Source organism: Lentzea sp. NPDC004789 (genome assembly GCF_053601075.1).
The window spans coordinates 171,219-195,162 of sequence record NZ_JBSGBE010000007.1 but is presented as its reverse complement, the minus strand read 5'-3'; the positions used below and the strand labels follow the sequence as shown (position 1 = coordinate 195,162).

The window sequence follows — 23,944 nt, the reverse complement described above, 5'->3', positions numbered from 1 at the left end:
TTTCTCACGCCCCCAGGTGCGTGAGCGCGTTGACGACGGACTCGGTGGTGGGCTGGTGGATCTCACCGGCGAGACGCCCGTCGGCGAGCAGCACCACGCGGTCCGCGTAGCTCGCGGCCACCGGGTCGTGCGTCACCATGATCACGGTCTGGCCCAGCTTGCGGACCGACATGCGCAGGAAGTCGAGGACCTCGGCACCGCTGCGGGAGTCCAGGTTTCCGGTCGGCTCGTCGGCGAAGATGACCTCGGGACGGGCGACCAGGGCGCGGGCGCACGCCACGCGCTGCTGCTGGCCACCGGACAGCTCGGTCGGACGGTGGGTCAACCGGTCGCGCAGGCCGAGGACGTTGACGATCGTGTCGTACCACTGCTTGTCGGGCTTGCGGCCGGCGAGCTCCAGGCCCAGCAGGATGTTCTGCTCGGCGGTCAGCGTCGGCAGCAGGTTGAAGGCCTGGAACACGAAGCCGACGCGGTCGCGGCGCAGCTTGGTCAGGTCCTTGTCGTTCAGCTTGGTGATCTCGGTCTGTCCGATGTGGATCGCGCCGCTGTCCACCGTGTCCAGTCCCGCGAGGCAGTGCATCAGCGTGGACTTGCCGGAGCCGGACGGGCCCATGATCGCGGTGAACTTGCCCGCCTGGAACGCGACGTTGATGCCGTCGAGCGCCCGCACCGCGGTGTCACCCTTGCCGTAGACCTTCACCAGATTGTGGGCTGTCGCGGCGGTAGTGCCGACAGCGCTCGCATCGGACACCAGTGCAGACATGGCTCGTGCCTTCCTCACAGGGGATGTTCCTTGATGAGGAAGAAGCTAAGAGTCAGCTGAGTACGCGGACATCAACTCCGCGACGCGTCGCGCATCAGCCTGAGGTATGACAACCGGGGCTACTCCAGCAGACCTCGGTCGTACGCGATGGCCACCGCCTCCGCACGGCGCGACGCCCCCAGCTTGGCCATGATCCGCGTGAGGTGCACGGAAACGGTCTTCTCGCTGATGTACAGCTCCTCGCCGACCTCGCGGTTCGTCCGCCCGGCGGCGACCAGCGCGAGCACGTCGCGTTCACGAGGGGTGAAGAGGTCGAGGTGCTCCCGCACGGGTTCCTCGGCCCTGAGGGTGATGCGGGCGCGCTTGGCGCACGACGCCACGGCTTCCTGCAACGGCACGGCCTTGAGCCTGGTCGCGACCTCGTCGGCCAGCCGCAGCTGTTCGGCCGCCTCCTCACGCCGGTCCGCCCCGAGCAACGCCTCCGCGAGCCGCCACCGGCACAGCGCCTGCTCGAAGACGAGCCCGTAGCCGAAGGCGTCGACCGCCTGCCGCCACAGCTCGGGGTCACCGGCACCGGTCAGCCTGGACTCCTCGGCGTGCGCGCGGATCAGCCACGCCCTGCCCTCCGGTCCGAGCGAACCGGTGCGCGGTACGCCGTTCGTCGCGGTGAGCCTGACGTGCTCGGCCAGCTCGTGGCCGGACTCCACGGCCTGCCGCTCCGCCGCGGCGTCCCGCTTGCGCCGTGCCTTGGCCGCGATGTCGGCGTGGCCGGCGACGCCGACCGCGCCGATCCTGATGTCCGCGAGCACCCACGGCCCGCCCAGCTTGCGGGTCCACTCCAGCGCGTCCGCGACCCGTTCGACCGCGAGCTCCGGACGACCCCGCCACAACGCCAGCTCACCGCCCGTACCACCGGTGATCAGCGCGATCTGGATGTCGCGGTGCCAGTCGCTGCGCAGCTTGGTGATCATCCGCTCGGACTCGGCAAGGTCACCGCGCGAGACCGTGAGGTGCGTGCTCGCCGCCGCGAGCCTGGCGAGCACCGTCGACGACACCGTCATGCCAGGCGGTTCGCTGGCCCAGGCCGCGTAGTCCCAGTCGCCGATGTAGTAGTGCACGAGCACCTGCAGGATCCGGATCTCCAGGCCGAACGAGCTCCACGTCAGCCCGGTCTCCTGGGCGCGGTCGCCCGCCTCGTTGTAGACGCGGGCGGCCTCGGTCAGCTGGCCCGCGTCGTAGTACATCAGGCCGAAGTAGTACCGGGCCCGCAGCTCGGTGTTGACCGCGCCGACCTCGCGGGCGCGCTCGATCGCCCGCTCGAAGTTGCGCCGCGCCTCCTCGTGCCGGTCCGCGTAGTCGTCGAGAAGGCCGAGCGTGCCGAGGGCGTCCGCCACCGCGCCCACCGCGTTGGTCTGCTCGCCGTCCGCGATGGCGTTCTCGGCGAACTCACGCGCGTCGGTCCACTTCCGCTGCTGGCGCAGCATGGACGCCATGCCCGCGAGCACGCGGGCGCGGGTCGGGCTCGCCTCCCGTTCCTGCACCAGCTCCCACGCCTTGGTCATCGCCTTGTGGTGCTCCAGGTCGTTGCCGTCGAGCACGGACAACGCCTGGGCGACCCGGAGCAGCACCTCCGCCTGCTCCTCCGGCGACTGGTCGGTGAGCGCCTTCACCGCACTGCGCCCGAACGCGACGGCGCGCTCCGGCTGGCCCGCGGTGCCCGCCACCCAGGACGCCCTGCGCAGCAGCACCGACTCGTCCACATCGGACGGGCGGTCCGCCGCGGGCACGGCGTTCCACAGGTTGAGCGCCTTTTCCAGGTGCTGCAACGACTCCGCGGGCGCACCCGCTCGTTCCGCCTCCTTGGCGGCCTTGATCGAGGCCTTCAGGGCCTGCGGCAGGTCGTGGCTCTGGAACGCGTGGTGGGCCAGCGCGGCGGCGGCACCGCGTTCGTCGAGGTGCTGGGCCAGGTAGTGCGCATAGCCCGCGTGCAGCCGCACTCGTTCGCCGGGCAGGAGATCGCCGTAGACGGCTTCCCGCAGCAGCGCGTGGCGGAAGATGTAGACCTCGTCGTCGTTCACGACGAGGAGGTGGTGCTGGACGAGCTCGCGCAACGCCGTGTCGAGCGCGACGTCCGACATGCCGGCCACCTCGCGCAGCCGATCGTGGCGGACCCGGCGGCCGCGCACCGAGGCGACGCGCACGACGTGCTGCGCCTCCGGGCTCAGCCGTTCGACGCGGCTGAGCAGCACGTCGGCGAGCGCCGACGGCAACGCCCTCGCATCGCCGCACGTGGCCACCGCGATGAGCTCCTCGGCGAAGAACGCGTTGCCCTCCGACCGTTGCGCGACCTGGCCGACCACGTCCTCGGGCAGGTCGTCGGACAGCGCCTCGACGAACCTGCGGGCGTCCGCCGCGTTGAACGGCGAGAGGTCGAGGCGGTCCACGGCGGGCAGCCGGACCAGCTCGGACAGCAAGGGGCGCAACGGATGACTGCGGTGCAGGTCGTCCGCGCGGTAGGTGCCGACGACGAGCAGCCGCTGGGAGCGCAGGCGGGACAACAGGAACGACAGCAGGTACCGGGTGGATGCGTCCGCCCAGTGCAGGTCCTCGACGACCAGCAGCACGCGCTGCCGTTCGGAGAGGTCACCGAGCAGCCCCAGCACGGCGTCGAACAGCTGCAGCTGCCCGACGTCCTGCTCTGGCCTGCGTCCCGGGATCAGGCTCGGCGCGATCATGCCCTCGGTGCCGGGCTCGCGTTCGGCGGGAAGTGCCAGCTGCGGCAGCAACATCGCGAGCGCCGGCCGGTTCGCCACGTCGTTCTTGAGCGCGCTCAGCGCCTCGGCGAACGGCAGGTACGGCAGGCCGGTCTCCCCCGCGTCCAGGCACCGTCCCATGAGGACGAGGGTGTCGTCCGCGCTCGCCGCCAGCTCGTCGACCAGCCGCGTCTTGCCCACCCCGGCGTCACCGGCGAGCAGCACCGCCCCCGCGGTGCCCTCACCCGCCTTCGCCAACGCGGCGCGCAACCGGTCCAGCTCGCGATCGCGCGCGACCAACGGGATTCCGGAACCGAGACGCGCCACAAGTGGCATGCTCGCACAGGTCAGCGTCTTTTCACGAGTAACTTGATCAGGACGGCGTTGCCCCAAGTGCGCCGGGGCGCCAGCGCGGGGCAATGCGCTCATCGTTTGGTCGTGCGGTGGATCACTCGGAGCAGCCACGACGGCCTGCGTCCGTTCGACCGCCGCCAGTTGCACACCGCGTTGCCGCGCCGGTACTCGATCTCCGCCTTGATCGCCTCAGGGGTCCATTCCGTCATGACCACGAGGTTCGTCCTGAGGCCTCAGCCCGGGCATCGGACGATCACGCAGTCTCCCGCCGCGAACCCCTTACCCGACGGTGACCGCCCGCGCGCGGGCCAGCCGCGCCCTTATCCCGTCCGCCTCCGGTGCGCCGAGCTCGGTGAACAACGCCAGCGCGCGCTGCCAGTGCGCCGCCGCTCCCGCCGCGCCGAGCCGGTCGAACACCGCCGCGAGCCGGTCGTGCGCCAGTGCCTGGTGGTACGGCGACACCGCGTCGCACGCCACCGCCAGCGCCGTGCGGGCGGACGAGAGCGCGCCCTCGGTGTCACCGGTCTCCAGCAGGGCCGTGGAGATGTCCACGTGACACGACGCCTCACCGCACTGCTCGTCGACCTCGTGGTACATCCGCAGCGCGACCCGCAGCCACGGCATCGCGTCGTGGTACCGCTGCGTGGTCAGGTACAGAATGCCGAGGTGGTGGTGGGCGTTGGCCTCCGCCCACTTCGAGCCCGCGATCCGGGAGATCTCCATGGCCTCCCGGTAGTGGGCCTCGGCCTCGGTGGAACGGCCCAGGTCCATCAGCGTGCCGGCCACCGTGGTCAGCGCACGGGCCTGCTGGTGCACGTCTCCCTTGCGCCGCGCCACTTCCAGCGCGCCGCGCTGCGCGTGCAGGGCCTCCTCGTGGCGTTCCAGCTGCAGCAGGGCCACGCCCAGGTTGAACTGCATGACGAACCGGGCGTCGTCGTCGTTCAGCGCGATCGCGGCCTGCAGCGCGGCTTCCGTGATGCGCAACGAGGTCTCGCGCTCGGTCCGCAGCCACAGGTACCGCGACAACGTGTAGGGCAGTTGCCAGGCGTGCACGTGCCAGCCCGCGCTCGAAGCGAGCTCGGTGGCGGCGATCAGGTTGGCGCGTTCGGTGTCGAACCACGCCATCGCGTCCGCCGCGCCGGACAGGACCGGCACGTGCGCCGGACGGTGCTCGGGCGTCACCAGGACGCTGCTGCGGTTGATCGGCAGCAGGCCGTCGGCCAGATCGGCGCAGTGCAGGTAGTAGTCGAGCATCCGGCCGGTGGCGGCCCGGCGTTCCGGTTCGGACAGCTCACCGGCGAGCGTCTTGGTGTAGACGCGGACCATGTCGTGGGCCACGTGCCGGCCGGGTTCGCTGACGGTCAGCAGGTTGGCAGCGGTAAGCGCGTCCAGCGCCCGTTGCGCCTCCTGGAGCGGCACGTCCCCCATGGCGGCGACGACGTGAGCGGACAGGTCGGGGCCGGGGTGCAGGCCGATGATCGCGAGCAGCCGGGACGGCACGGGCGGCAGCGCACGCCGTGACGCGTCCAGAGCCGCCCGTACGGTGCCCTCACCGTCCTCCAGACCGAGCGCGGCGAGCCGGCCGTGCTCGTCCTGCAGTTCCTCCACCAGCTCGGCCACGCGCAAACGCGGGGACACGGCGAGGCGGGCCGCCGCGATGCGCAACGCCAGCGGGAGGCCGTCGCACAGCTCGGCGAGCCGGCGCAGCGCGTCCGCCTCGATGTCCGCCCGGCCGGCGATGCGGCCCAGCACGTCCACCGCGGCGTCCGGATCGAGCATGTCCAGCTCGACCAGCTTGGCCTCGACCTGCGCGACCAGGCCGACGAGCCGGCGGCGGGAGGTCACGACGACGCACGACGGCGCGCCGGGCAGCAACGGCAGCAGATCGGCGGAGCTGCGGACGTTGTCGAGCATCACCAGCATCCGGCGGTCGGCCAGCAACGTGCGCAGCAGCGCCGAACGTTCGTCCACCGCGAGCGGCGTCTCACCGGCCGGGACGCCCAGGGCGCGCAGGAAGCGGTTGAGGACCTCGCCGATCTCCAGCGGCTCGCGGTTCGGGTCGTAGCCGTGCACGTCGACGTAGAGCTGGCCGTCCGGGAACTCGTCGCGCACGCGGTGCGACCAGTGCAGGGCCAGCGCGGTCTTGCCGACCCCCGCCGGGCCGGTCACGAGCAGCACGGGACCGTCGTGGTCGCGCAGCACGGCGTCCATCTGCGCCAGCTCCGCGTCCCGTCCGACCAGCGCGGCGGGCGCGCGCGGGAGCTGCGCGGGGATCGTCACGGGCGGCGGTTCCGGGGCGGCGGCCTGCTGCGGCAGGCGGACCGGCGCGCGTTCGGGCTCGGGGCTGTCCCCCGCCAGCACGGCCTGGTGCACGCGCCGCAGTTCCGGTCCGGGTTCGACACCGAGCTCCTCGATCAGCACGCGCCGGGCCTCGCGGTACGCGGCCAGCGCCTCCGCCTGCCGGCCCGCCTGGACCAGGGCCCGCATGAGCAGCCCGTAGCCGCGTTCCCGCAACGGGTGCTCCGCGACCATCGCGCTGAGCTGCGACACCAGCTCCGGCCCCTGCCCGATCCCGAGGCCCAGCTCGGCCCGTTCCTCCAGCACGGCGAGGCGCCGCTCGACGAGGCGGCCGCGTTCGACGTCGAAGAAGAGGCCCGAGACGCCGCCCAGCGGCTCTGCGCGGAACAACGCCAGCGCGTCGTCGAGCTCGACCGCGGCTCCGGCGAGGTCACCGGCCGCGCGCATGCGGTTCGCGAGCAGCACCTGACGTTCGAACACGTCGAGGTCCAGCGCGCCGGACTCGACCCGGAGCAGGTAGCCGTCACCCACCGACGTCAGCAGCTCGGCGGGAGCCCGGCGGGCGCGGGCGGGTTCCAGCGCGCGTCTCAGTCCGGCCACGTAGGTCTGGACCAAATTCACCGCGCTGGAGGGCACGTTGTCGCCCCACACCGCCTCGATGATCTGCCCGCGGCTGACCGGGGTGTTGCGCGACAGCAGCAGCACCGCCAGCACGGCGCGCTGCTTCGCTGCACCCAGATCAACCTCGTGACCTGCGCGAACGACCCGGAGTAGGCCGAGAACCTCGAACCGCAGGGGTTCCTCGCCGTGCGTCACCGACCTGTCCTTCGCCTGGTGGCCACCTGGAGCTTGAAGATCACTTCAGTCGGGCTCCAGTCGTGCTGTAGAAGCCATTCTTACGCTTAGCGTGTCCAACCAACCACAGACGGCGAGATCAACGGAAACCGGAGATCGAGCAGTCGGCGCAGGTTGGACCGGACAGCGGAACACCCGCTGCTCCCCATGATCGACGTGGGTCGGCCGGCGTGCAAGGGGCATCCAGCCCGCGGCGGCGGAACGCCGGCCGGCCCACGTCCCCTAACGCGAGATCGCCCCGGCCGGGTTCCCGGCCGGGGCGATCTGCATGTCGTGCTCAGCTGACAAAAGACCCGTTCTTCGCGGCGGCGAGGAACGTCTCCCATCCGGCGTCGCCGAACGTCAACCGCGCTCCGTCCGCGTTCTTGCTGTCACGGACGGCCGCGCCGGCCGAGACGAGCGCGATCTCCACGCACTCCGGCCCACCGGCGGACGAACGGCTGCTCTTGCGCCAACGCAAGCTTTCCACTGTGTGTTCACTCCCGGTCGAAGTCACGCGAGAGTGCGAGCGATCTCCGTGATCAGGGTTGCCGAGTCCCTGCAGTTGAGGGCGGATCTCACAAGACGCTCGAACATCTCGGCGTACCAATGGACGTCCGACTGCTGTTCCAGGTAGACGCCACTTCTTGTGCTTTCGATGTAGACGACGTCGGGGTCGAGCTGCTCCGGAAAGCTCAGGATGACGAACGGCCCGTCCATCGCAGCGTGACCACCGGCGCTGAACGGCACGACTTGCATCGTGACGTTCGACATTGCACCGACCTCGAGGAGACGCGCCATCTGGGCGCGCATCACCCCGGCGCCGCCGACGAGCCTGCGCAGGGCGGCCTCGTCGATCACGACGTGCAGGCGCAACGGGTCGTCTTCGCTCAGCAAGGCCTGCCGGGCCTTGCGCAACCGGACCCGCCGGTCGATCTCCGCCGGGCTCGCGTCGGGGAGCACCTGGGAGATCAACGCTCTGGTGTACGCCTCGCACTGCAGCAGACCGGGGATCATCAGGCCCTGATAGGTCCTGATCGAGTCCGCATCGGCCTCGTACCCGACGTATCGGCCGGGCACGATGTCGCCGAACTCGTCCCACCACGCCTTGCGGCGGGCCTCCCTGGCCAGCTGGACCAGTTCGTCGAGGGTGGCGGAGTCCGCACCGTAGGCCGTGAGCATGTCCCGCACGTCGCGCGGGCTCACCCCCACGCGTCCCGTCTCGATGCGGCTGATCTTGGAGGCCGAGCACTCCAGCCGCTCGCCCACCTCCTCGATCGTCAGCTCGGCCGCTTCGCGCAGACGCCTCAGCTCGCTCACGAGCCGCCGCTTGCGCAGGGTCGGGCTGCTGCCCCGTGCCATCCACACCTCCTGGTCGGACTCTCAGTTTGAGAGCAAAGGAGCGAGCCGCAAAGGGACGTCATCCATTCGTGTACTGCAACTTGCAGATCGCGGGGAGGGCGGGACAGGCTGCATGGGTTGCTCACGCAAGGACTGGAGCTCTGAGCCTGATGGCCGTCACGGTGTTCAGCCAACTGGACAAGTCGCTGCACTCCCACCTGGCCACGCTCACCGAACTCGCCCAGCACGGCGACGACCAGACCGCCCTCGTGCTCGCCAGGGTAGAGCTGCCGAGGGTGGTGGCCGTGGTCAAGGCGTTGCTCGACGAGCACCAGCCCGACGAGCACGGCCGGTGCGCGACCTGCAAGCGCGGCTGGTTCTCCCGCAGGATGCCCGCACCGTGCCGTGCCTACCTGGCGGCCCAGCTGATCCTGACCGTGGTGGGCCAGGAGACTTCGCACGGCAAGCACCTGCGCTCGGTCGGCTGAACCCGAGAAACCCGACAGTTCTTCGGCTCCACCCTGACCTGGGCCGGCTCCGCACCCCCGACCGGAGCCGGCCCGTCTTCTTCTTGTTCACGTCGCGTGACGTTGCGGGCGAAGATCAACACGGTTGGCTGAAAGATCTGCCACGGCGGCGATTTCGCCGTCATCATGGTGGCGACGCGGCCTGATCGAGAACCCGATGCCTGTGCCGACACGGAGGTGTACCCGTGCCGACCCCGCATGACCGCGCCGACGCGCTCGCTGCCGTTCGGCCGCGCCGTCTGCTGCCCTTAGGGCACCTCTGACCAACTCTCCCCTCCCCTCGCCCTGTGCTCCTTTCCGCACAGGGCCATGTCGCTGTTCCACGAAAGGTGAACGCTCGTGAACCATCTGCAGAGGTCCAACGCAAGCGACCACACCCCGCACGGCCCTCCGGTGGTCCTCCGGCACGACCTGCCCGCGAGCTTCGTGCTGTTCCTCATCTCGATCCCGCTGTCGCTGGGCATCGCGCACGCCACCGGCGCGCCGCTGATGGCCGGGATCATCTCGGCGGTCATCGGTGGTGTGGTCGTCGGCGCGATCAGCGGGGCGCCGTTGCAGATCAGCGGTCCCGGCACCGGGCTCGTGGTGATCGTGGCCGGGCTGGTGGCGCAGTACGGGTGGGCGGCCACCGCGGCGATCACGCTGGCCGCCGGTGTGGTGCAGCTGGCGTTGGGGCTCACCGGGATCAGCCGGCTGGTGATGTCGCTGTCCCCCGCCGTGGTGCACGGAATGCTTGCCGGTATCGGCATCTCCATCGCCGCGGGACAGCTCGTGGTGGTGCTGGGCGGGACGGCGGCGTCGTCCGTGCCGGGGAACCTCGCGCTGCTGCCGGGAGAACTCGCGTCGACGCACCTCGGGTCCCTGCTGGCCGGTGCGGTCGCGATCGCGGCTTTGCTGCTGTGGCCCAGGGTTCCGCGCGCGTCACTGGTGCCGGCGCCGCTGGTCGCGGTGGGCGCGGCGACGCTGCTGGCGTTCGTGCTGCGCCTCGACGTCGCGCGCGTCGACCTGCCGGACAGCCACACGCTGGTGTTCCCCGAGATGCCGCGCGGCAGCGTCGGGGCGGTGGTCACGGCCATCGTCACGGTCGCGCTGGTGGCGAGCATGGAGTCGTTGCTGTCGGCGGTCGCGACGGATCGGCTGCACGACGGGCCGCGGGCCCGGCTGGACAAGGAGCTCATCGCGCAGGGCACCGGCAACGTGCTCGCCGGCGCGCTGGGCGGCCTGCCGATCAGCGGTGGGCTCGCACGGAGCTCCACGAACGTCGCCGCGGGCGCGAAGACCCGCTACAGCGCGATCCTGCAGGGCATCTGGATCGCGGTGGCCGTGCTGGCGTTCCCGTCGGCGCTGGAGATGATCCCGCTGGCGGCGCTGGCCGGTGTGCTGTTCGTCGTCGGGCTCAAGCTCGTCTCGGTGGACCGCATGCGGACGCTGCTGCGGCACCGGGAGTTCCTGGTGTACGCGGGCACCGCGCTCGGCGTCGTCCTCTTCGGACTGCTGGAGGGCGTGGTGGCCGGTCTGGCCATCGCGCTGCTGCGTGCTTTGTACCGGTTGACGCACTGCTCGGTGCGGGTCGAGGGCAACCGGGTGTGCGTGCGCGGGTCGTTGGTGTTCCTCGGGGTCGGCCGGCTCGTGCGCGAGCTGCGGCGGTTGCCGCTGGGGCAGCAGGTGGTGCTGGAGCTGCACATCGACTACCTGGACCACGCGTCGTACGAGGCGATCAACGACTGGCGCGAGAACTACGAACGGCTCGGCGGCCGGGTGGAGGTCGACGAGGTGCACGACACCTGGTACGACCGGGCCGACCAGGGCAAACCGGGGCGCCGCAAGACGTTGCCCGGACCGCTGCCGCGCTGGTTCGCGCCGTGGTCGCACTGGCAGGGCGGTTCACCGGTGACGCTGCCCGCCCAGCGCTCGTCGGCCGAGAGCGATCCCATGATCCTGGGCATGCACGAGTTCGAACGGCGGTCGGCGCCGTTGGTGCGGCCGTTCCTGCACGACCTGGCGGTGCACGGACAGCGGCCGCAGCAGCTGTTCATCACCTGCGCCGACTCGCGCGTGGTGCCGAACCTGATCACCACGTCCGGACCCGGTGACCTGTTCTGCGTGCGCAACATCGGCAACCTGGTGCCGACGTCCACTTCGGACGACAGGTCCGTCGGCGCGGCGATCGAGTTCGCGGTCGAGGCCCTGAACGTCAGCACGATCGTCGTTTGTGGACACTCGGACTGCGGCGCGATGAAGGCGCTGGTGAAGGGATCCGCCGCGCGCGGCTCGCACCTGCACTCGTGGCTGCGCAACGCGGAACCGTCGCTGATCCGGTTCCACGCGCCGACCTCGCCCGGCTGCGCGGAACTGCCGGTGGCCGACCGGCTCGCGGTCGCGAACGTCGCGCAGCAGCTGGACAACCTGCTCGGCTACCCGAGCGTGCGGGAGGCGATCGCGGCGGGCACGCTGACGTTGAAGGGCATGTACTTCGACATCTCGAACGCCCGCGTGTACCTCGTCGACCCGGACCGCAACGGCCTGGAGCCCGTGCCGGCGCCGGCCTAGAAAACGCTGGAGCCGCCCCGGTCTCCCGGGGCGGCTCCAGTTCGTTCTCACTCTGCTAGCAGGCGTTGACCCACGAGCACTCGACGTCGAAGCGCTCCTTGGCCGGAACCTTGGTGGGCTTCTCCGCAGGAGCCTTGCGCTGCTGCGGAACCGTCTGGGTCTTCTGCTGCGTGGCCGCGACCGAGGCACCGCCGTCGTTCGCGAGCCGCACCGCGACCTGGTCCTCGATCGACTTGGGGTTGAACCACAACACCAGGTTGTTCTGCACGATCGAGAACACCAGCTGCCGACCGGCCTGCGTGGTGACGTAACCGGTCAGCGCCGAAACGCCGGACATCGAGCCGGACTTGGCCACGACGTTGCCCTCGGCCTTGGTGCCCTTCATGCGGTTGACCAGCGTGCCGTCGCGGCCCGCCACCGGCAGCGACGACTGCCACGTGCCGAACCACGGCTTGGTCTTCGCCTTGACGAAGATCGACGACAGGTCGTCCGGCGAGATCTCGTCCATCCTGGACATGCCGGAACCGTCGAAGATCTCGACCCAGTTCGGGTCGATGCCGAGGCCCGCCCACTTGCGGCTGAGCTGGTTGACACCGTTGGTGAACGAGCCACCCGCGGTCTTGACCAGCGCCTCAGCCAGCATGTTGTTGCTGTTCTTGAGCAACGGGTTCATGACCTGGCCCAGCGTCATGGACTGGTCGGACGCGAGGACGGTGGCACCCTGCGGCGCCTTGCCCTTGCGCACCCCGCCCTGGACCTGGATCCCGTTCTGCTCCAGCGCCTTGCGGAACACCGACCCGACCACCGCGGTCGGGTCCGTGACGGTGACGAGCGCCGACGCGTCGGACGTCGTCGAACCGCTGACCCTGACCACGTTCGTGCCGTGGTCGCGCTCGATCGACACACCGTCGTTGCCGGTGGTCGCCGTGTTCACGATCTGCAACTGGTCGTTCGGCGGGAACACGCTCACCTGAGCGGGGCTGCCCGCCGAGGCGCCCGGCGACACCGTGACCACCACCGTGCCGGCGCTGAACTTCGCGTCCGGCGACAGCGTCAGCGCAGAGGTCACCGCGTTGTACGCGAACGGCTCGTCGTCCCACGCCCAGCCAGGACCGTACGGCTGGGAGTCGAACGCCGTGTCGTCCAGCACGAGTGCGCCGGTGACCTGCGTGACCCCGTTGTTCTTCAACGTGTCCGCCAGCGCCTTGTAGCGCGACGCGGACATCGTCGGGTCGCCGGTGCCCCGCAGGACGAGGTCACCGTTCAGCGTCGCCCCCGAGCGGGTGCCCGACGACTGCAACTCGGTCTTCCACCGGAAGTCCGGTCCGAGCAGGTCGAGCGCCGCCGTCGTGGTGAGCACCTTCAGGTTCGACCCCACCTGCGAGCGCCTGCTGCCCGACCGGGTGTAGACGACCTCACCGGTGTTGGCATCCCGGACGGTGACGCCGACGTCGGCGCCCTGGAGTCCGGGATCGGCGAGGATGGCGTCGAGATCGCGAGTCAGCGCCTCGTTCCCGCCCGCCACCGCGCCGCCGCTGGACGTCAGGGTCAACCCTGTCGCGGCAGCGACGACCGCCCCCAGAATTCGAAATTTCACGCTTCCACCTCTGATCGATCACCCGACCACAACGTGTGGAAGCTACCCGGCCGGTCGGTGCGCCTGTACGTGTGTGCCCCGAAAAAGTCCCGTTGTCCTTGAACGAGCGCGGCAGGCAACCTTTCCGAGCGAAGCGCGTCGTAGTAGGCCAAAGCGGACACGAAACCAGGAGTCGGAACCCCGGATTCGACCGCACGGACCACAACCCTGCGCCAAGCGGCCTCAGCGTTCTGCACGGCGTCGCGGAAGTAGTTGTCCACCAAAAGAGACGCGAGGTCCGGGTTGGCGTCGTATGCCTCGCGAATGCGGTTGAGGAACTGCGCGCGGATGATGCAGCCACCGCGCCAGATCGTCGCCATGGCGCCGAGGTCGATGTTCCAGTCGAAGTTCTTCGAGGCCTCGCGGATCATGTCGAAGCCCTGCGCGTACGCGACGACCTTCGACGCGTAGAGCGCCTGGCGCACGTCGTCCACGAGTTCGGCGTCGGGCTTCGCGACGACCTCGTTGGCACCGAACGCCTCGCGCACGGCCTTGCGCTGGTCGGTGTGGCCGCTCAGGCTGCGCGCGAACACGGCCTCGGCGATACCGGTGACCGGGACGCCCAGCTCCAGCGCCTCCTGCACGGTCCAGCGGCCCGTGCCCTTCTGCTCGGCCGCGTCCTCGATGACCTCCACGAGCGGCGTGCCGTTCGCGTCGACGTGCTTGAGCACCTCGGCGGTGATCTCGACCAGGTACGACTCCAGGTCGCCCGAGTTCCACTGCGTGAAGACCTCGGAGATCTCGGCCGGGCTCTGCCCGCCGACGCGGGACAGCAGGTCGAACGCCTCGGCGATCAGCTGCATGTCGGCGTACTCGATGCCGTTGTGCACCATCTTCACGAAGTGCCCGGCGCCGTCCGGCCCGACGTGCACGCAGCACGGCTGACCGTCCACCTTGGCCGCGATCTCCTCGAAGACCGGACCGACGTGCTGGTACGACTCGGCCGGACCACCCGGCATGATGCTGGGCCCGTTGAGGGCGCCCTCCTCGCCACCGGAGATGCCGGCGCCGACGAACAGCAGCCCCTTCTCCTTCAGCGCGGCCTCACGGCGGCGCGTGTCGGCGTAGTGGGCGTTGCCGCCGTCGATGACCATGTCGCCGGGCTCCAGCAGCCCGCTCAGCTCGTCGATGACGGCGTCGGTCGGGCCACCCGCCTTGACCATGATGATGATCTGGCGCGGCGTCTGCAGGCTGTCCACGAGGTCCTGCAGCGTCTCGGCGCCGACGAAGTCGCCTTCGTGACCGTGCTCGTCGAGCAGGGCCTTCATCTTCGCGGGCGTCCGGTTGTGCACGGCGACTTTGAAGCCGTGCCGCGCGAGGTTGCGCGCGAGGTTGCTGCCCATGGTGGCGAGACCGGTGACCGCGATACGTGCTTTGCCTTCCGTCATACGCGACAGCCTGCCGTGTTCTTCCTGTTTACGCGAGACGTCACAGGGTGTTCTCAGACTCCGTTTTGCCAGGTGAACCGCGTCACGCCGCAATACGTATGGCTAGGCGTAAGTTGGCTTCATGACGGAATTCACGAGCGTGGGACGCTCGGCGACCGACCGTGCCTCCAGGTACGGATCGCAGCTGGTGAAGCACTTCACGCACAAGGACCTCGAAGGGTCCTGGGAGGACTCGCGCGGCTACGTCCGCTTCTCCGCGGGCCTGGCCGAGTTCGAGGCTTTGGACGACGCCCTGGTGATGCGCGTGGCGGGTTCCTCGGAGGAGGACGTGGCGCGGTTGCGCGACGTCGTGGAACGGCACCTGGTCCGGTTCGGAACCCGGGACGAGCTGACCGTGACGTGGTCCTAGGCGGCCAGGACCGACGCCGCCATCCCGATGAGAGCGGTACCACACACCCGCTCGAACGCGGCCCGGATCCTGGGCCTGCTCAGCAGGGAGCCCAGCTGACGCGCTGACGGCACGACGATGACCCAGAACAGCGCGAAGACACCGACCGTGACGGCGCTGAGCAGTGCCGCCTGCGGCAGCGGTGCGCTGTTCGGGTCCATCGCCTGCGGGATGAGGCTCAGGAACGTCAGCATCACCTTGGGGTTCAGCAGATCGCACAGCAGGCCGCGCAGGAACACGTTGCCCTTGCTCGGCCGCGCTTCCGCCGGCTTGTTCGCGGTCTTGAGCGTCATGAAGCCGACGTAGGCCAGGTACAGCGCGCCGATCACCTTCACCACGAGCAACGCCGTCGGCACCGCCGCGACGAGAGCACTCAGGCCGATGGTGGCGAGCGTGGCGTGGATCAGCAGCCCGGTGACGACACCGAGCGCCGCCTCGGTGCCCTTGCGCAGGCTGCGCACCGCGTTGCCCATGATCAGCACGAAGTCCGGCCCCGGCACGATCATGATGATCAGCAGAGCGGCCAGGAACGACGTCCACGCGATGTGCATGGCCAGATCGTCGTGCGTTGTTCTGCCGCATTCCAGCTGGTCAGTACGATGTTCGCTTATGCGCGAACAAGCCGAACTGGATTCGGTCGACTGGCACATCCTGGAGGAGTTGCAGAACGACGCGACCATCCCGAACCGGTCGCTGGCGGAGATCGTCGGCCTGGCGCCGTCCTCGTGCCTGCAGCGGGTGCGGCGGCTGCGGGAGCTCGGCGTGATCACCGGCTGCCACGCCGTGGTCGACCCGGCCACCACCGGGCTGCCGCTGGAGGCCGTGGTGTCGGTGAACGTGCGGCCGCACACCCGGCCGGTGGTCGCGGCGTTCCGGGCGTTCGTGATGGCTCAGCCGGAGACCCGGTCGATCTTCCACGTGTCGGGGCAGGCGGACTTCCTGATCCACATCGCGGTGGCGGACTCCACGCACCTGCAGGCGTTCCTGATGGACAAGATCGCGTCGCGGACGGAGGTGCGGAACCTGACCAGTTCGGTGGTGCTGGAGCGGGTGGAGACCCGTGCGCTGACGCCGCCGGCGAACCTGCGGCCCACGCACCGGCGGCGCCGCGCCGACTAACGCCGTCGAATCAGCGCATCCAGGTCCAGCGACATCGGCGCCGGATCCACCACGTCGATCCACCGCGAACCGCCCACCGCGAGCTCGTACCGCCCGTCCGCCAGGCTGTACGCCGCCATGCTGACCGGATCGTCCAGAGCGACGACCCAGTAGTTCGGGATACCGGCCGCCGCGTACTCGCGCAGCTTGACGCGGAGGTCGACGTCCTCCGACTCCTCCGAGAGGATCTCGGCCACCAGCACCACGTCCGCGGCGTCGAACCGGGTCACGTCGTCGTGGAACAGCTTGTGCGGGGCGACCACGACGTCCGGTTTGCGCATGAGCGGGCGGGCGCCGTCCTTCAGCAGGACGTCGAACGAGTGCACCACGTCGAGGTCGTCCGGCAGCTGTTCGGCGAACTGGTGCACGAGCTGGACAAGGGCGCGTTGGTGGGGCACGTCCCGCGCGGGCATCTCCACCAGCGCGCCGTCGACGAGCTCGTGCCGCCGGCAGTCGTCCTCGGACATCGCGTCGTAGTCGGCCAAGGTGATGATCACGACCTGGTCATCGACCGCACGCGGACCGACCTTGATCACTCGAACAGCGAACTCACTCGCCGTCGGGTGACGGCTTGAGCACCCGGATCAGGCCCTCCTGCACCACCGTCGCCACCAGCTGCCCGTCCTGCGAGAAGAACCGCCCGGTGGCCAGCCCGCGGTTCCCGGAGGCGGACGGCGAAGTGGTGTCGTACAACAACCACTCGTCGGCGCGGAACGGCCGGTGGAACCACATGGCGTGGTCGAGAGAAGCGCCGAGGACCTTGTCCAGTCCCCAGTAGACGCCGTGCTTGGCCAGAACCCCGTCCAGCAGCGTCATGTCCGACGCGTAGGTCATCACGCAGATGTGCAGCATCGGGTCGTCCGGCAGCTTCCCGTCGGCCTTCATCCACACCTGCGAGGCGGCCTCGCCCGGACCGTCCTCACGCGACTCCCACGGCGGCTCGGTCACGTACCGGACGTCGATCGGCCGCGGGAACTTCAGCGAGTGCAGCGGGTAGCCCCGCGCCACCTCGTTCCACGTCGGCAGCGTCTCCGGGTCCGGCACCGAGGGCATGGGCGAGGAGTGCTCGACACCCTGCTCCTCCAGCTGGAAGGAGGCGGAGAGGGCGAAGATCGCCTTGCCGTGCTGCACGGCGACGACGCGGCGGGTGGTGAACGACCGTCCATCCCGGATCCTGTCCACCTCGTACACGATCGGCACGCGCGGGTCGCCGGGGCGGATGAAGTACGAGTGCAGCGAGTGCACGCGGCGTTCGACGGGCACGGTGCGACCGGCGGCGACCAGGGCCTGGCCCGCCACCTGGCCGCCGAAGACGCGCACGGGCGACTCGGCGGGCGACACACCGCGGAAGATGTTCTCCTCGATGCGTTCCAGGTCGAGCAACGCGACCAGGTCGTCCACTGCGGATTGTCCGCTCAGGCCGGAGGGCGAGGAAGCAGCGGCGCGGGCGGCCTCAGTCACGGCGGAACTCTCCTAGTGCCAGCTTCGGGGTCTCAGCAGGGCGCCGGCCCCGCTCCCCCAAGTATGAGGGCGCGGGGCCGGTATCACGACGTACCCGGCTGAGAGCCGGAACACGCTAGGCGTGGTCGTCCTCGCCCAGCCGGTGCACCCGGATGAGGTTCGTCGACCCGATGGTGCCGGGAGGCGAGCCGGCGACGACCACCATGAGGTCACCGGCGGAGTAACGGCCGATCTCCAGCATCGAGGTGTCGACCTGGCGGACCATCTCGTCGGTGGACTCCACGCGCGGCACCAGGAACGTCTCGGTGCCCCACGTCAGCGCCAGCTGCGAGCGCACCGAGGGCTCCGGCGTGAACGCCAGCAGCGGGAGGTGCGTGTGCAGGCGGGCCAGGCGGCGGACCGTGTCACCGGACTGCGTGAAGGCGACCAGGGCCTTGGCGTTGAGGCGCTCGCCGATGTCGCGGGCCGCGTAGGAGATGACGCCGCGCTTGGTGCGCGGGACGTGGGTCAGCGGCGGCACGACCACGGACTCGGTCTCGACGGCCTCGATGATGCGGCCCATGGTCTTGACCGACTCGATGGCGTAGCGGCCGACCGAGGTCTCACCGGACAGCATCAGGGCGTCCGCGCCGTCCAGGACCGCGTTCGCGACGTCGGACGTCTCGGCGCGGGTCGGACGGGAGTTGGTGATCATCGAGTCCAGCATCTGGGTCGCGACGATGACCGGCTTGGCGTTCTCGCGGGCGATCTGGATCGCGCGCTTCTGCACCAGCGGCACGTGCTCCAGCGGCAGCTCGACGCCCAGGTCACCGCGGGCGACCATGACGCCGTCGAACGCGAGGACGATGGCCTCGAGGTTGTCCACGGCCTCCGGCTTCTCGATCTTCGCGATCACCGGGAGGCGCTTGCTGCCCGAGCGGTCCATGACCTGGTGGACCAGGTCGATGTCGGCCGGGGAGCGCACGAACGACAGGGCGATGAAGTCCACGCCCAGCGAGAGCGCGAACTCCAGGTCCTCGATGTCCTTCTCCGACAGCGCGGGCACGGAGACGTCCATGCCGGGCAGCGAGAGGCCCTTGTTGTTGCTGACGGGTCCGCCCTCGACGACCTCGCACACGACGTCGGAGCCTTCGACCTCGACGACCACGAGCCCGACCTTGCCGTCGTCCACGAGCAGGCGGTCGCCGACCTTGGCGTCCTTCGCGAGCTCCTTGTACGTCGTCGACACGCGGTCGTGCGTGCCTTCGACGTCCTCGACGGTGATGCGGACCACGTCGCCGGTGTTCCAGTCCACGGGACCCGCGGCGAACCGGCCGAGCCGGATCTTGGGGCCCTGGAGGTCGGCGAGGATGCCCACGGCACGGCCGGACTCGTCGGCCGCGGCGCGAACCATGTCGTAGACCTGCTTGTGGTCGGCATGGCTGCCGTGGCTGAAGTTCATCCTGGCCACGTCCATACCGGCCGCTACCAGGTCGCGGACCTTGTCCGGCGTGCCAGTGGCGGGACCGAGGGTACAGACGATCTTTGCGCGTCGACTCACGTCATGCAGACTAGTCCTCGTTCCTGGACCGATCCCGAACTACTCCTCGGTAATGTTCGGGAATGGGCCGAGTCCTCCCGTTCGTGACCGCAGCGTTGCTCAGCGTCGTCGTGTTGTTCACCCCCGAGTCAGGTGTGCCGACCACCCCGCCCGGCACGGACAAGGTGGTTCACACGCTCCTGTTCGCGCTGCTCGCCGTCACCGGCCTTTACGCGAAGGTTCCTCGCATTCTGCTGTGGCTGGTCGTCTACGCGGGCGTGTCCGAGGTCCTGCAGGCGCTCATCACGCCGCTGCACCGCAGCGGTGACGTGCTCGACGCGCTGGTCGACGTGCTCGGGATCGGGCTCGGCTGGGCTATCGCCGCGGCGATTCGCTCACGCCGACGTGGTCCTCACACCACGCGTTGAAGTCCTTCAGCTGCCGCCACGACTTGCGCACCCGGTCGAGGCACCCCGGCTCGTGCAGCACGTCGTCGGGCTCCCAGACCTTCCGCACCCAGATCGACCGGTGCTTGAGCAGGTCGAGGTGCGGGTGGTCGTCGGCGAACCCGCGCGGTTTCGACTTCATCACGTCGCCGTGCAACTCCCAGCCCTGCTTGAGCAGCTTGTCGATGATCCTGCGCAGCAGCACGCCGTGCGCGTCGACCGAGGCGCGGTAACGGGCGAGCTGGTCGGGGGCCATGTGGTACGAACCGCCACCGACCGCCAGCCCTTCCGAGCTGACCTGCGTGTAGTACGCGCCCCCACCGCGGCCCTTCTCGATCACGCCGCCGCAGTGCGTCTTGTAGGGCGTCTTGTCCTTCGAGAACCGCACGTCCCGGTACGGCCGGAACACCTTGCCCACGCCGAACTCCTTCTCCAGGTCCGCGAGCAGCGCCTCCATCGGCGCCTTCACGTCCCGCAGGTAGGTCTCCTTGTGGTCGTCCCAGTAGGCCTTCGAGTTGTCCAGCTCCAGGCCGTCGTAGAAGTCGATGGCGTACTCGCCGAAACCGCTGAACGTCACCGGGTCAGCCTAGGCTGATCGCCCAAGTGCGTGAAATTCGTTTGAGTGCACACAATTTCGGCCATAATCAGCCGAATGGCCCGCCGTATCAACGCGCTCGCGACCTGGCTTCACCGACTCGAGCCGGACGAGGTGGCCGCGATACTCGTGCACCGCCGCGACGTGGCGGACCGCTACCTGCGGACGTTGAAGGACCTCGCGACGCAGCTCACCGACTCGGACTCGGTGCACGCCGCCGAGGACACGCTGGACCAGGGCGCGCTGGACCTCCTCGGCGCGATCGTGGCGCAGGGCAACCTGGGGACGATCGACTCGGTGTGCGCGGCGCTGCGGTGCTCGACGGACGACTTCGAACGCGCCTTCGGCCGGCTCAGGCAACGGGCGCTGGCGTGGCCGGACGGGGCGAAGCTCATCGCGGTGAACTCGGTGCGGTGCAACGGCGCCCAGCACGACCAGCTGACGTTGCCGCCGAAGAAGCCGGGCAGGCGCAAGGCCTCCGCGGTCTCACCCGTCGTGGCCGCGATGTCCACTGTGGACGGTGTGACGCGGCTCCTGGCGCACTGCGAGCAGGACAGCTTCGACGCCCGCTACACCGGTGGCGTGGCGACGGTGGAGATCCGCCGGGTCGCACGGGCGCTGCGGGTGACCGACGGCGTGCTGCGGTTGTGGCTGGAGCTCGCGGTCGAGGCGCAGCTGATCGGCATCGAACGCGCCCGGCTGCTGCCGACCAGGCAGGCGGACGCGTGGCTCGACTCGCATCCGGGCGTGCGGCTCGCGGCACTGGCCGGTGCGTGGCGGAGGATGGACTGGCGGCCGGAACCGGACCAGGCGCGGGCCGCGTTGCGCGACTACACCGGTGCCGCCGGTCTCGCGTTGCGGCGCACCGCGCTGGAGCGGTTCTCGGCGCAGGAGGCCTTCACCGACGTCGAGGAGGTGGTCGCGGACCTGGTGTGGGAACGGCCGGCGGTGCACGACCTGCGCGCGACGGCGGCGGTGATCGGCGAGATGGAGTCGCTGGGACTGGTGGCCGCCGGTGCGCTGACGCCGTTGGGCGCGGCGGTCCGGGACGACGGCGACGTCGTGGCCGCGGCGACCGAGCTGATGCCTCCCGCCGCCGACACGGCCGCGTTCCAGACGGACATGACCGCGGTGGTGAACGGGCTGCCGTCGCCGCAGCTGAGCGCCACGCTCAACCTGGTGGCGGATCTGGAGGACAACGACGCCGCACGGGTGTGGCGGCTTTCCGCCGGGTCGGTGCGGCGCGCTCTGGACACCGGGCTCAGCGCGGACGAGGTGCTCGCCGAGCTGGCCGCGGTGTCGGAAGCGCCGTTGCCGCAGGTGATCGAGTACCAGGTGCACGACGTGGCACGGCGGCACGGGCAGCTGACGGTCACGGACGTGGCGAGCTGCGTGCGGGCGGAGGATCCGGCGCTGCTGCAGGAGATCGCCACGTCCAAGCGGCTGGCGTCGCTCAAGCTGCGGTTCCTGGCGCCGACCGTGCTGGCGTCCGCGCACCCGATGGCGGAGACGCTGGCGGCGTTGCGCCGGGCGGGTTACGCACCGACCGGGCTCGACTCGAGTGATCAGTCCATTGTGGAGCACGTCGAACGACGGCGGGCGCCGGCGCGCGGTGAGCGCAAGCCGGAACGGTGGTGGCGCACCGAGCTGGACGACCTGGAGCTGACGCAGCTCGCGGTCCGGCTGGTGGAGCAGGAACGGCCGGCCGTCGGACGCGGCACGCCGCGGGCCAGCGCGGCGCGGATGCTGCGCGACCAGAACGTCTTCCTGCGCGACGAGGAGGTGCTGATCCTGGCGGCGGCGCTGGTGGACGGCAAGCGCGTCGAGATCAAGTACGCGAGCGGCCCGCGGCAGATGGAGACGCACGTGATCACGCCGGCCAAGCACCTCGAAGGCGTGCTCAGCGCGGAGTGCGAGGACGGCTCGACCCGTGAGTTCGCCATCGGTCACGTGCGGAAGGTCGCCGTGCCGGCGTAAGCGTCACAAGACCCGCCACGGCACCGAGAAGGCCATCTCCAGTCCACCACCCCGGCGTGGCACGGCCCGCACCGAGCCGCCGTGCGCCTTCGCGACGGACGCGACGATCGAGAGCCCGAGCCCGACGCCCCTGCCGGGCCCGGTGGGCTGCTTGCGCAGCTGCCGGAACGGTTCGAACAGCCCGCTGACCGCGTCGGCGGGCACCTCGGGCCCGGTGTTGCTCACCTCCAGCGCCGCCTCCCCGCCGGTGGCCACCGTGACGAGGCCGCCCTCGTGGTTGTAGTTGATGGCGTTGTCGACGAGGTTGACCACCAGTCGTTCCAGCAGCACCGGATCACCGGACACGATCTGGGGCAGCAACCTCGACTCCAGCCGGACGCCGGCCTGGGCGGCGACCTGCCGCCGGCTGTCGACGACGGCGCACGCGATCTCGTCCAGCCGCACCGGTTCCTCGTGTTCGAGCCCCCGGTCGCTGCGGGCGAGCAGCAACAGCCCCTCGATGAGCGCTTCGGTGCGCACGTTCATCACGAGCAGCCGCTCGCCGAGGTCGCGCAGGTCGGCGCCCGCGCTCCGGCGCGCCATCGCGATCTCGATCATCGTGCGCTGGGTGGCCAGCGGTGTGCGCAGCTCGTGCGAGGCGTTCGCGACGAACCGCCGTTGACTGTCGAACGAGGCGGCGAGCCGGTCGAGCATCCCGTCGAACGTGTCGGCGAGCTCGGTCAGCTCGTCACGCGGTCCCGGCATCCTGATCCGCTCGTGCAGGCTGTCCGCCTCCAGCCGCCGTGCCGTGGCGACCACCTCCTGCACCGGCCGGAGCATCCGCACCGCGGCGAACCAGCCGAGCGCCAGCGCGACGACCGCCATCACGGCCAGCGCCACCCCTGACTGCACGACGAGGGTCTGCAGCACCTCCTGCCGGTAGTGGGAGAGGTCCGTGCCCACGCTGCCGACCACCGGCGACGAGCCGGGTGCCGGCGCGATGACCTCGGCGTCCGTCGACTGGCCGGGAGGTGGTCCCGCCTCCGTCGGCGGCAACGCGGTGCGCACCAGGAAGTAGTTGGTGGCCAGCAGGATCGCGCCGCCGAGCAGGAACAGCCCGCCGCACAGCAGTGCGAGCCGGAGCTTCACCGACATCCTGGCCGCTAGTCGCGCAACTGGTAGCCGATCCCGGACACCGTGTGGATGACCTGCGGTTCGCCCAGCTTGCGGCGCAGGGTCATCATGGTGACCCGCACGGCGTTGGTGAACGGATCCACGTTGACGTCCCATGCCTTCTCCAACAGCTCCTCGGCGCTGACCACCGCTCCTTCGGCGCGCATCAGCACCTCCAGCACGGCGAACTCCTTGCGCGACAGGTTCACGAACCGCTCGTCGCGGAACACCTGGTGCCGTCCGACGTCGAGGCTGATGCCCGCACGCCGCAGCACCGGGGGCAGCGCCGGCCGGGCACGCCGGCCCAGTGCCTGCACCCGCGCGAGCAGCTCCGCCCACACGAAGGGTTTCGTCAGGTAGTCGTCCGCGCCGATGCCCAGCCCGTGCACGCGTTCGGCCACGTCGCCCGCCGCGGTCAGCATGATCACCCGCGTGTCCCCGCCGCCGTCGACGATCGCGCGGCACACGTCGTCGCCGTGCACGCCGGGCAGGTCCCGGTCGAGGACCACCACGTCGTACCGGTTGACCGCGATGAACTCCAGCGCCTGCTCACCGTCCCCGCAGATGTCGACCGCCATCGAGGCGTCCCGCAGCCCCTCCGCGACCGCGTCCGCGAGCATCTCCTCGTCCTCGACCACCAGCACCCGCACGTTCGACCCCCTCATTCCAGTCCAAGTGTGGCGTGCGGGGCCATAAGACGGCCATAAGCGACCGCGCTTACGACGGCGGAATCACCCGCCCGGT

21 protein-coding genes are annotated in these 23,944 nt (G+C 70.1%); 6 read left to right on the top strand and 15 right to left on the bottom strand.

Annotation, left to right across the window (positions count from 1 at the left end; translation table 11 throughout):
• Positions 1-4 precede the first annotated feature (4 nt).
• The 6 genes from ACWEIJ_RS18490 to ACWEIJ_RS18465 form a co-directional block, all read right to left on the bottom strand.
• Positions 5-763 carry an ABC transporter ATP-binding protein gene (locus tag ACWEIJ_RS18490; RefSeq protein WP_449838383.1) on the bottom strand — a complete coding sequence of 253 codons (759 nt, stop codon included), beginning with the start codon at positions 761-763 and terminating at the stop codon, positions 5-7.
• Between the two features lie 119 nt (positions 764-882).
• The gene (locus ACWEIJ_RS18485) at positions 883-3,852 is read right to left on the bottom strand and encodes a helix-turn-helix transcriptional regulator (protein WP_449838382.1); all 2,970 of its coding nucleotides are present in this window, start codon (positions 3,850-3,852) and stop codon (positions 883-885) included.
• A gap of 89 nt (positions 3,853-3,941) precedes the next feature.
• The gene (locus tag ACWEIJ_RS18480; protein WP_449838381.1) at positions 3,942-4,079 is read right to left on the bottom strand and encodes a hypothetical protein; all 138 of its coding nucleotides are present in this window, start codon (positions 4,077-4,079) and stop codon (positions 3,942-3,944) included.
• Positions 4,080-4,149: 70 nt separating this feature from the next.
• Positions 4,150-6,984 carry an AfsR/SARP family transcriptional regulator gene (locus ACWEIJ_RS18475; protein WP_449838380.1) on the bottom strand — a complete coding sequence of 945 codons (2,835 nt, stop codon included), beginning with the start codon at positions 6,982-6,984 and terminating at the stop codon, positions 4,150-4,152.
• A gap of 316 nt (positions 6,985-7,300) precedes the next feature.
• Positions 7,301-7,483 (bottom strand): DUF397 domain-containing protein, encoded by a 183-nt coding sequence (locus tag ACWEIJ_RS18470; protein ID WP_449838379.1) that lies wholly within the window; start codon positions 7,481-7,483, stop codon positions 7,301-7,303.
• A 32-nt stretch (positions 7,484-7,515) separates the two neighbouring features.
• The gene (locus ACWEIJ_RS18465; protein ID WP_449838378.1) at positions 7,516-8,364 is read right to left on the bottom strand and encodes a helix-turn-helix domain-containing protein; all 849 of its coding nucleotides are present in this window, start codon (positions 8,362-8,364) and stop codon (positions 7,516-7,518) included.
• Between the two features lie 149 nt (positions 8,365-8,513).
• Here ACWEIJ_RS18465 and ACWEIJ_RS18460 point away from each other — a divergent pair, with 149 nt between their 5' ends.
• Positions 8,514-8,831 carry a hypothetical protein gene (locus ACWEIJ_RS18460; protein ID WP_355435730.1) on the top strand — a complete coding sequence of 106 codons (318 nt, stop codon included), beginning with the start codon at positions 8,514-8,516 and terminating at the stop codon, positions 8,829-8,831.
• 378 nt (positions 8,832-9,209) lie between these two features.
• On the top strand, positions 9,210-11,420 hold the full coding sequence (locus tag ACWEIJ_RS18455) for a SulP family inorganic anion transporter (protein WP_449838377.1): 2,211 nt from the start codon (positions 9,210-9,212) through the stop codon (positions 11,418-11,420).
• 55 nt (positions 11,421-11,475) lie between these two features.
• Here ACWEIJ_RS18455 and dacB read toward each other — a convergent pair whose 3' ends face one another.
• Complete coding sequence (gene dacB, locus ACWEIJ_RS18450; RefSeq protein WP_449838376.1) at positions 11,476-13,017, bottom strand: D-alanyl-D-alanine carboxypeptidase/D-alanyl-D-alanine endopeptidase; 1,542 nt, start codon at positions 13,015-13,017, stop codon at positions 11,476-11,478.
• Positions 13,014-14,444 (bottom strand): NADP-dependent phosphogluconate dehydrogenase, encoded by a 1,431-nt coding sequence (gene gndA / locus ACWEIJ_RS18445; protein WP_449838375.1) that lies wholly within the window; start codon positions 14,442-14,444, stop codon positions 13,014-13,016. Before gndA ends, dacB begins: the two co-directional genes overlap by 4 nt.
• 121 nt (positions 14,445-14,565) lie before the next feature.
• Here gndA and ACWEIJ_RS18440 point away from each other — a divergent pair, with 121 nt between their 5' ends.
• The gene (locus ACWEIJ_RS18440; RefSeq protein ID WP_449838374.1) at positions 14,566-14,853 is read left to right on the top strand and encodes a DUF2218 domain-containing protein; all 288 of its coding nucleotides are present in this window, start codon (positions 14,566-14,568) and stop codon (positions 14,851-14,853) included.
• Here the strand turns inward: ACWEIJ_RS18440 and ACWEIJ_RS18435 are convergent.
• Positions 14,850-15,443: a LysE family translocator gene (locus ACWEIJ_RS18435; protein WP_449838373.1), complete on the bottom strand. Its 594-nt coding sequence runs from the start codon at positions 15,441-15,443 to the stop codon at positions 14,850-14,852. The genes ACWEIJ_RS18440 and ACWEIJ_RS18435 overlap by 4 nt on opposite strands.
• Before the next feature lie 58 nt (positions 15,444-15,501).
• Between ACWEIJ_RS18435 and ACWEIJ_RS18430 the strand changes: the two genes are divergently transcribed.
• Entirely contained in the window at positions 15,502-16,011 is a 510-nt protein-coding gene (locus ACWEIJ_RS18430) for an Lrp/AsnC family transcriptional regulator (protein WP_449838372.1), read from the top strand.
• On the opposite strand, the gene ACWEIJ_RS18425 is transcribed toward ACWEIJ_RS18430, so the two are convergent.
• The 3 genes from ACWEIJ_RS18425 to pyk form a co-directional block, all read right to left on the bottom strand.
• The gene (locus tag ACWEIJ_RS18425) at positions 16,008-16,586 is read right to left on the bottom strand and encodes a Uma2 family endonuclease (RefSeq protein WP_449838371.1); all 579 of its coding nucleotides are present in this window, start codon (positions 16,584-16,586) and stop codon (positions 16,008-16,010) included. The two genes, ACWEIJ_RS18430 and ACWEIJ_RS18425, sit on opposite strands and share 4 nt — an antisense overlap.
• Positions 16,587-16,599: 13 nt before the next feature.
• Positions 16,600-17,511 (bottom strand): acyl-CoA thioesterase II, encoded by a 912-nt coding sequence (gene tesB / locus ACWEIJ_RS18420; RefSeq protein WP_449838370.1) that lies wholly within the window; start codon positions 17,509-17,511, stop codon positions 16,600-16,602.
• Positions 17,512-17,626: 115 nt separating this feature from the next.
• Positions 17,627-19,051 carry a pyruvate kinase gene (gene pyk, locus ACWEIJ_RS18415; protein WP_449838369.1) on the bottom strand — a complete coding sequence of 475 codons (1,425 nt, stop codon included), beginning with the start codon at positions 19,049-19,051 and terminating at the stop codon, positions 17,627-17,629.
• A 62-nt stretch (positions 19,052-19,113) separates the two neighbouring features.
• On the opposite strand from pyk, the gene ACWEIJ_RS18410 reads away from it, so the two are divergent.
• Positions 19,114-19,458, top strand: a complete 345-nt coding sequence (locus tag ACWEIJ_RS18410; protein WP_449838368.1) for a VanZ family protein — start codon at positions 19,114-19,116, stop codon at positions 19,456-19,458.
• Here ACWEIJ_RS18410 and ACWEIJ_RS18405 read toward each other — a convergent pair.
• Positions 19,406-20,053: a DUF2461 domain-containing protein gene (locus ACWEIJ_RS18405; RefSeq protein WP_449838367.1), complete on the bottom strand. Its 648-nt coding sequence runs from the start codon at positions 20,051-20,053 to the stop codon at positions 19,406-19,408. The two genes, ACWEIJ_RS18410 and ACWEIJ_RS18405, sit on opposite strands and share 53 nt — an antisense overlap.
• A 75-nt stretch (positions 20,054-20,128) precedes the next feature.
• Here ACWEIJ_RS18405 and ACWEIJ_RS18400 point away from each other — a divergent pair, with 75 nt between their 5' ends.
• Entirely contained in the window at positions 20,129-22,048 is a 1,920-nt protein-coding gene (locus ACWEIJ_RS18400) for a helicase-associated domain-containing protein (RefSeq protein WP_449838366.1), read from the top strand.
• A 3-nt stretch (positions 22,049-22,051) separates the two neighbouring features.
• Here the strand turns inward: ACWEIJ_RS18400 and ACWEIJ_RS18395 are convergent, their stop codons facing one another.
• Together ACWEIJ_RS18395 and ACWEIJ_RS18390 are read right to left on the bottom strand one after the other, a co-directional pair.
• Positions 22,052-23,182, bottom strand: coding sequence for a sensor histidine kinase (locus tag ACWEIJ_RS18395; RefSeq protein WP_449838365.1), 1,131 nt, complete (start codon positions 23,180-23,182; stop codon positions 22,052-22,054).
• A gap of 8 nt (positions 23,183-23,190) precedes the next feature.
• Entirely contained in the window at positions 23,191-23,850 is a 660-nt protein-coding gene (locus ACWEIJ_RS18390) for a response regulator transcription factor (protein ID WP_449838620.1), read from the bottom strand.
• Positions 23,851-23,944 lie beyond the last annotated feature (94 nt).

Excerpts from the sequence above, each read along its gene's own strand:
- ACWEIJ_RS18490 (WP_449838383.1), bottom strand. The coding sequence starts at position 763 with ATGTCTGCACTGGTGTCCGATGCGAGCGCTGTCGGCACTACCGCCGCG.
- ACWEIJ_RS18485 (WP_449838382.1), bottom strand. The coding sequence starts at position 3,852 with ATGCCACTTGTGGCGCGTCTCGGTTCCGGAATCCCGTTGGTCGCGCGC.
- ACWEIJ_RS18480 (WP_449838381.1), bottom strand. The coding sequence starts at position 4,079 with ATGACGGAATGGACCCCTGAGGCGATCAAGGCGGAGATCGAGTACCGG.
- ACWEIJ_RS18465 (WP_449838378.1), bottom strand. The coding sequence starts at position 8,364 with ATGGCACGGGGCAGCAGCCCGACCCTGCGCAAGCGGCGGCTCGTGAGC.
- ACWEIJ_RS18460 (WP_355435730.1), top strand. The coding sequence starts at position 8,514 with ATGGCCGTCACGGTGTTCAGCCAACTGGACAAGTCGCTGCACTCCCAC.
- gndA (WP_449838375.1), bottom strand. The coding sequence starts at position 14,444 with ATGACGGAAGGCAAAGCACGTATCGCGGTCACCGGTCTCGCCACCATG.
- ACWEIJ_RS18440 (WP_449838374.1), top strand. The coding sequence starts at position 14,566 with ATGACGGAATTCACGAGCGTGGGACGCTCGGCGACCGACCGTGCCTCC.
- ACWEIJ_RS18435 (WP_449838373.1), bottom strand. The coding sequence starts at position 15,443 with ATGCACATCGCGTGGACGTCGTTCCTGGCCGCTCTGCTGATCATCATG.
- ACWEIJ_RS18430 (WP_449838372.1), top strand. The coding sequence starts at position 15,502 with ATGCGCGAACAAGCCGAACTGGATTCGGTCGACTGGCACATCCTGGAG.
- ACWEIJ_RS18410 (WP_449838368.1), top strand. The coding sequence starts at position 19,114 with ATGGGCCGAGTCCTCCCGTTCGTGACCGCAGCGTTGCTCAGCGTCGTC.
- ACWEIJ_RS18400 (WP_449838366.1), top strand. The coding sequence starts at position 20,129 with ATGGCCCGCCGTATCAACGCGCTCGCGACCTGGCTTCACCGACTCGAG.
- ACWEIJ_RS18395 (WP_449838365.1), bottom strand. The coding sequence starts at position 23,182 with ATGTCGGTGAAGCTCCGGCTCGCACTGCTGTGCGGCGGGCTGTTCCTG.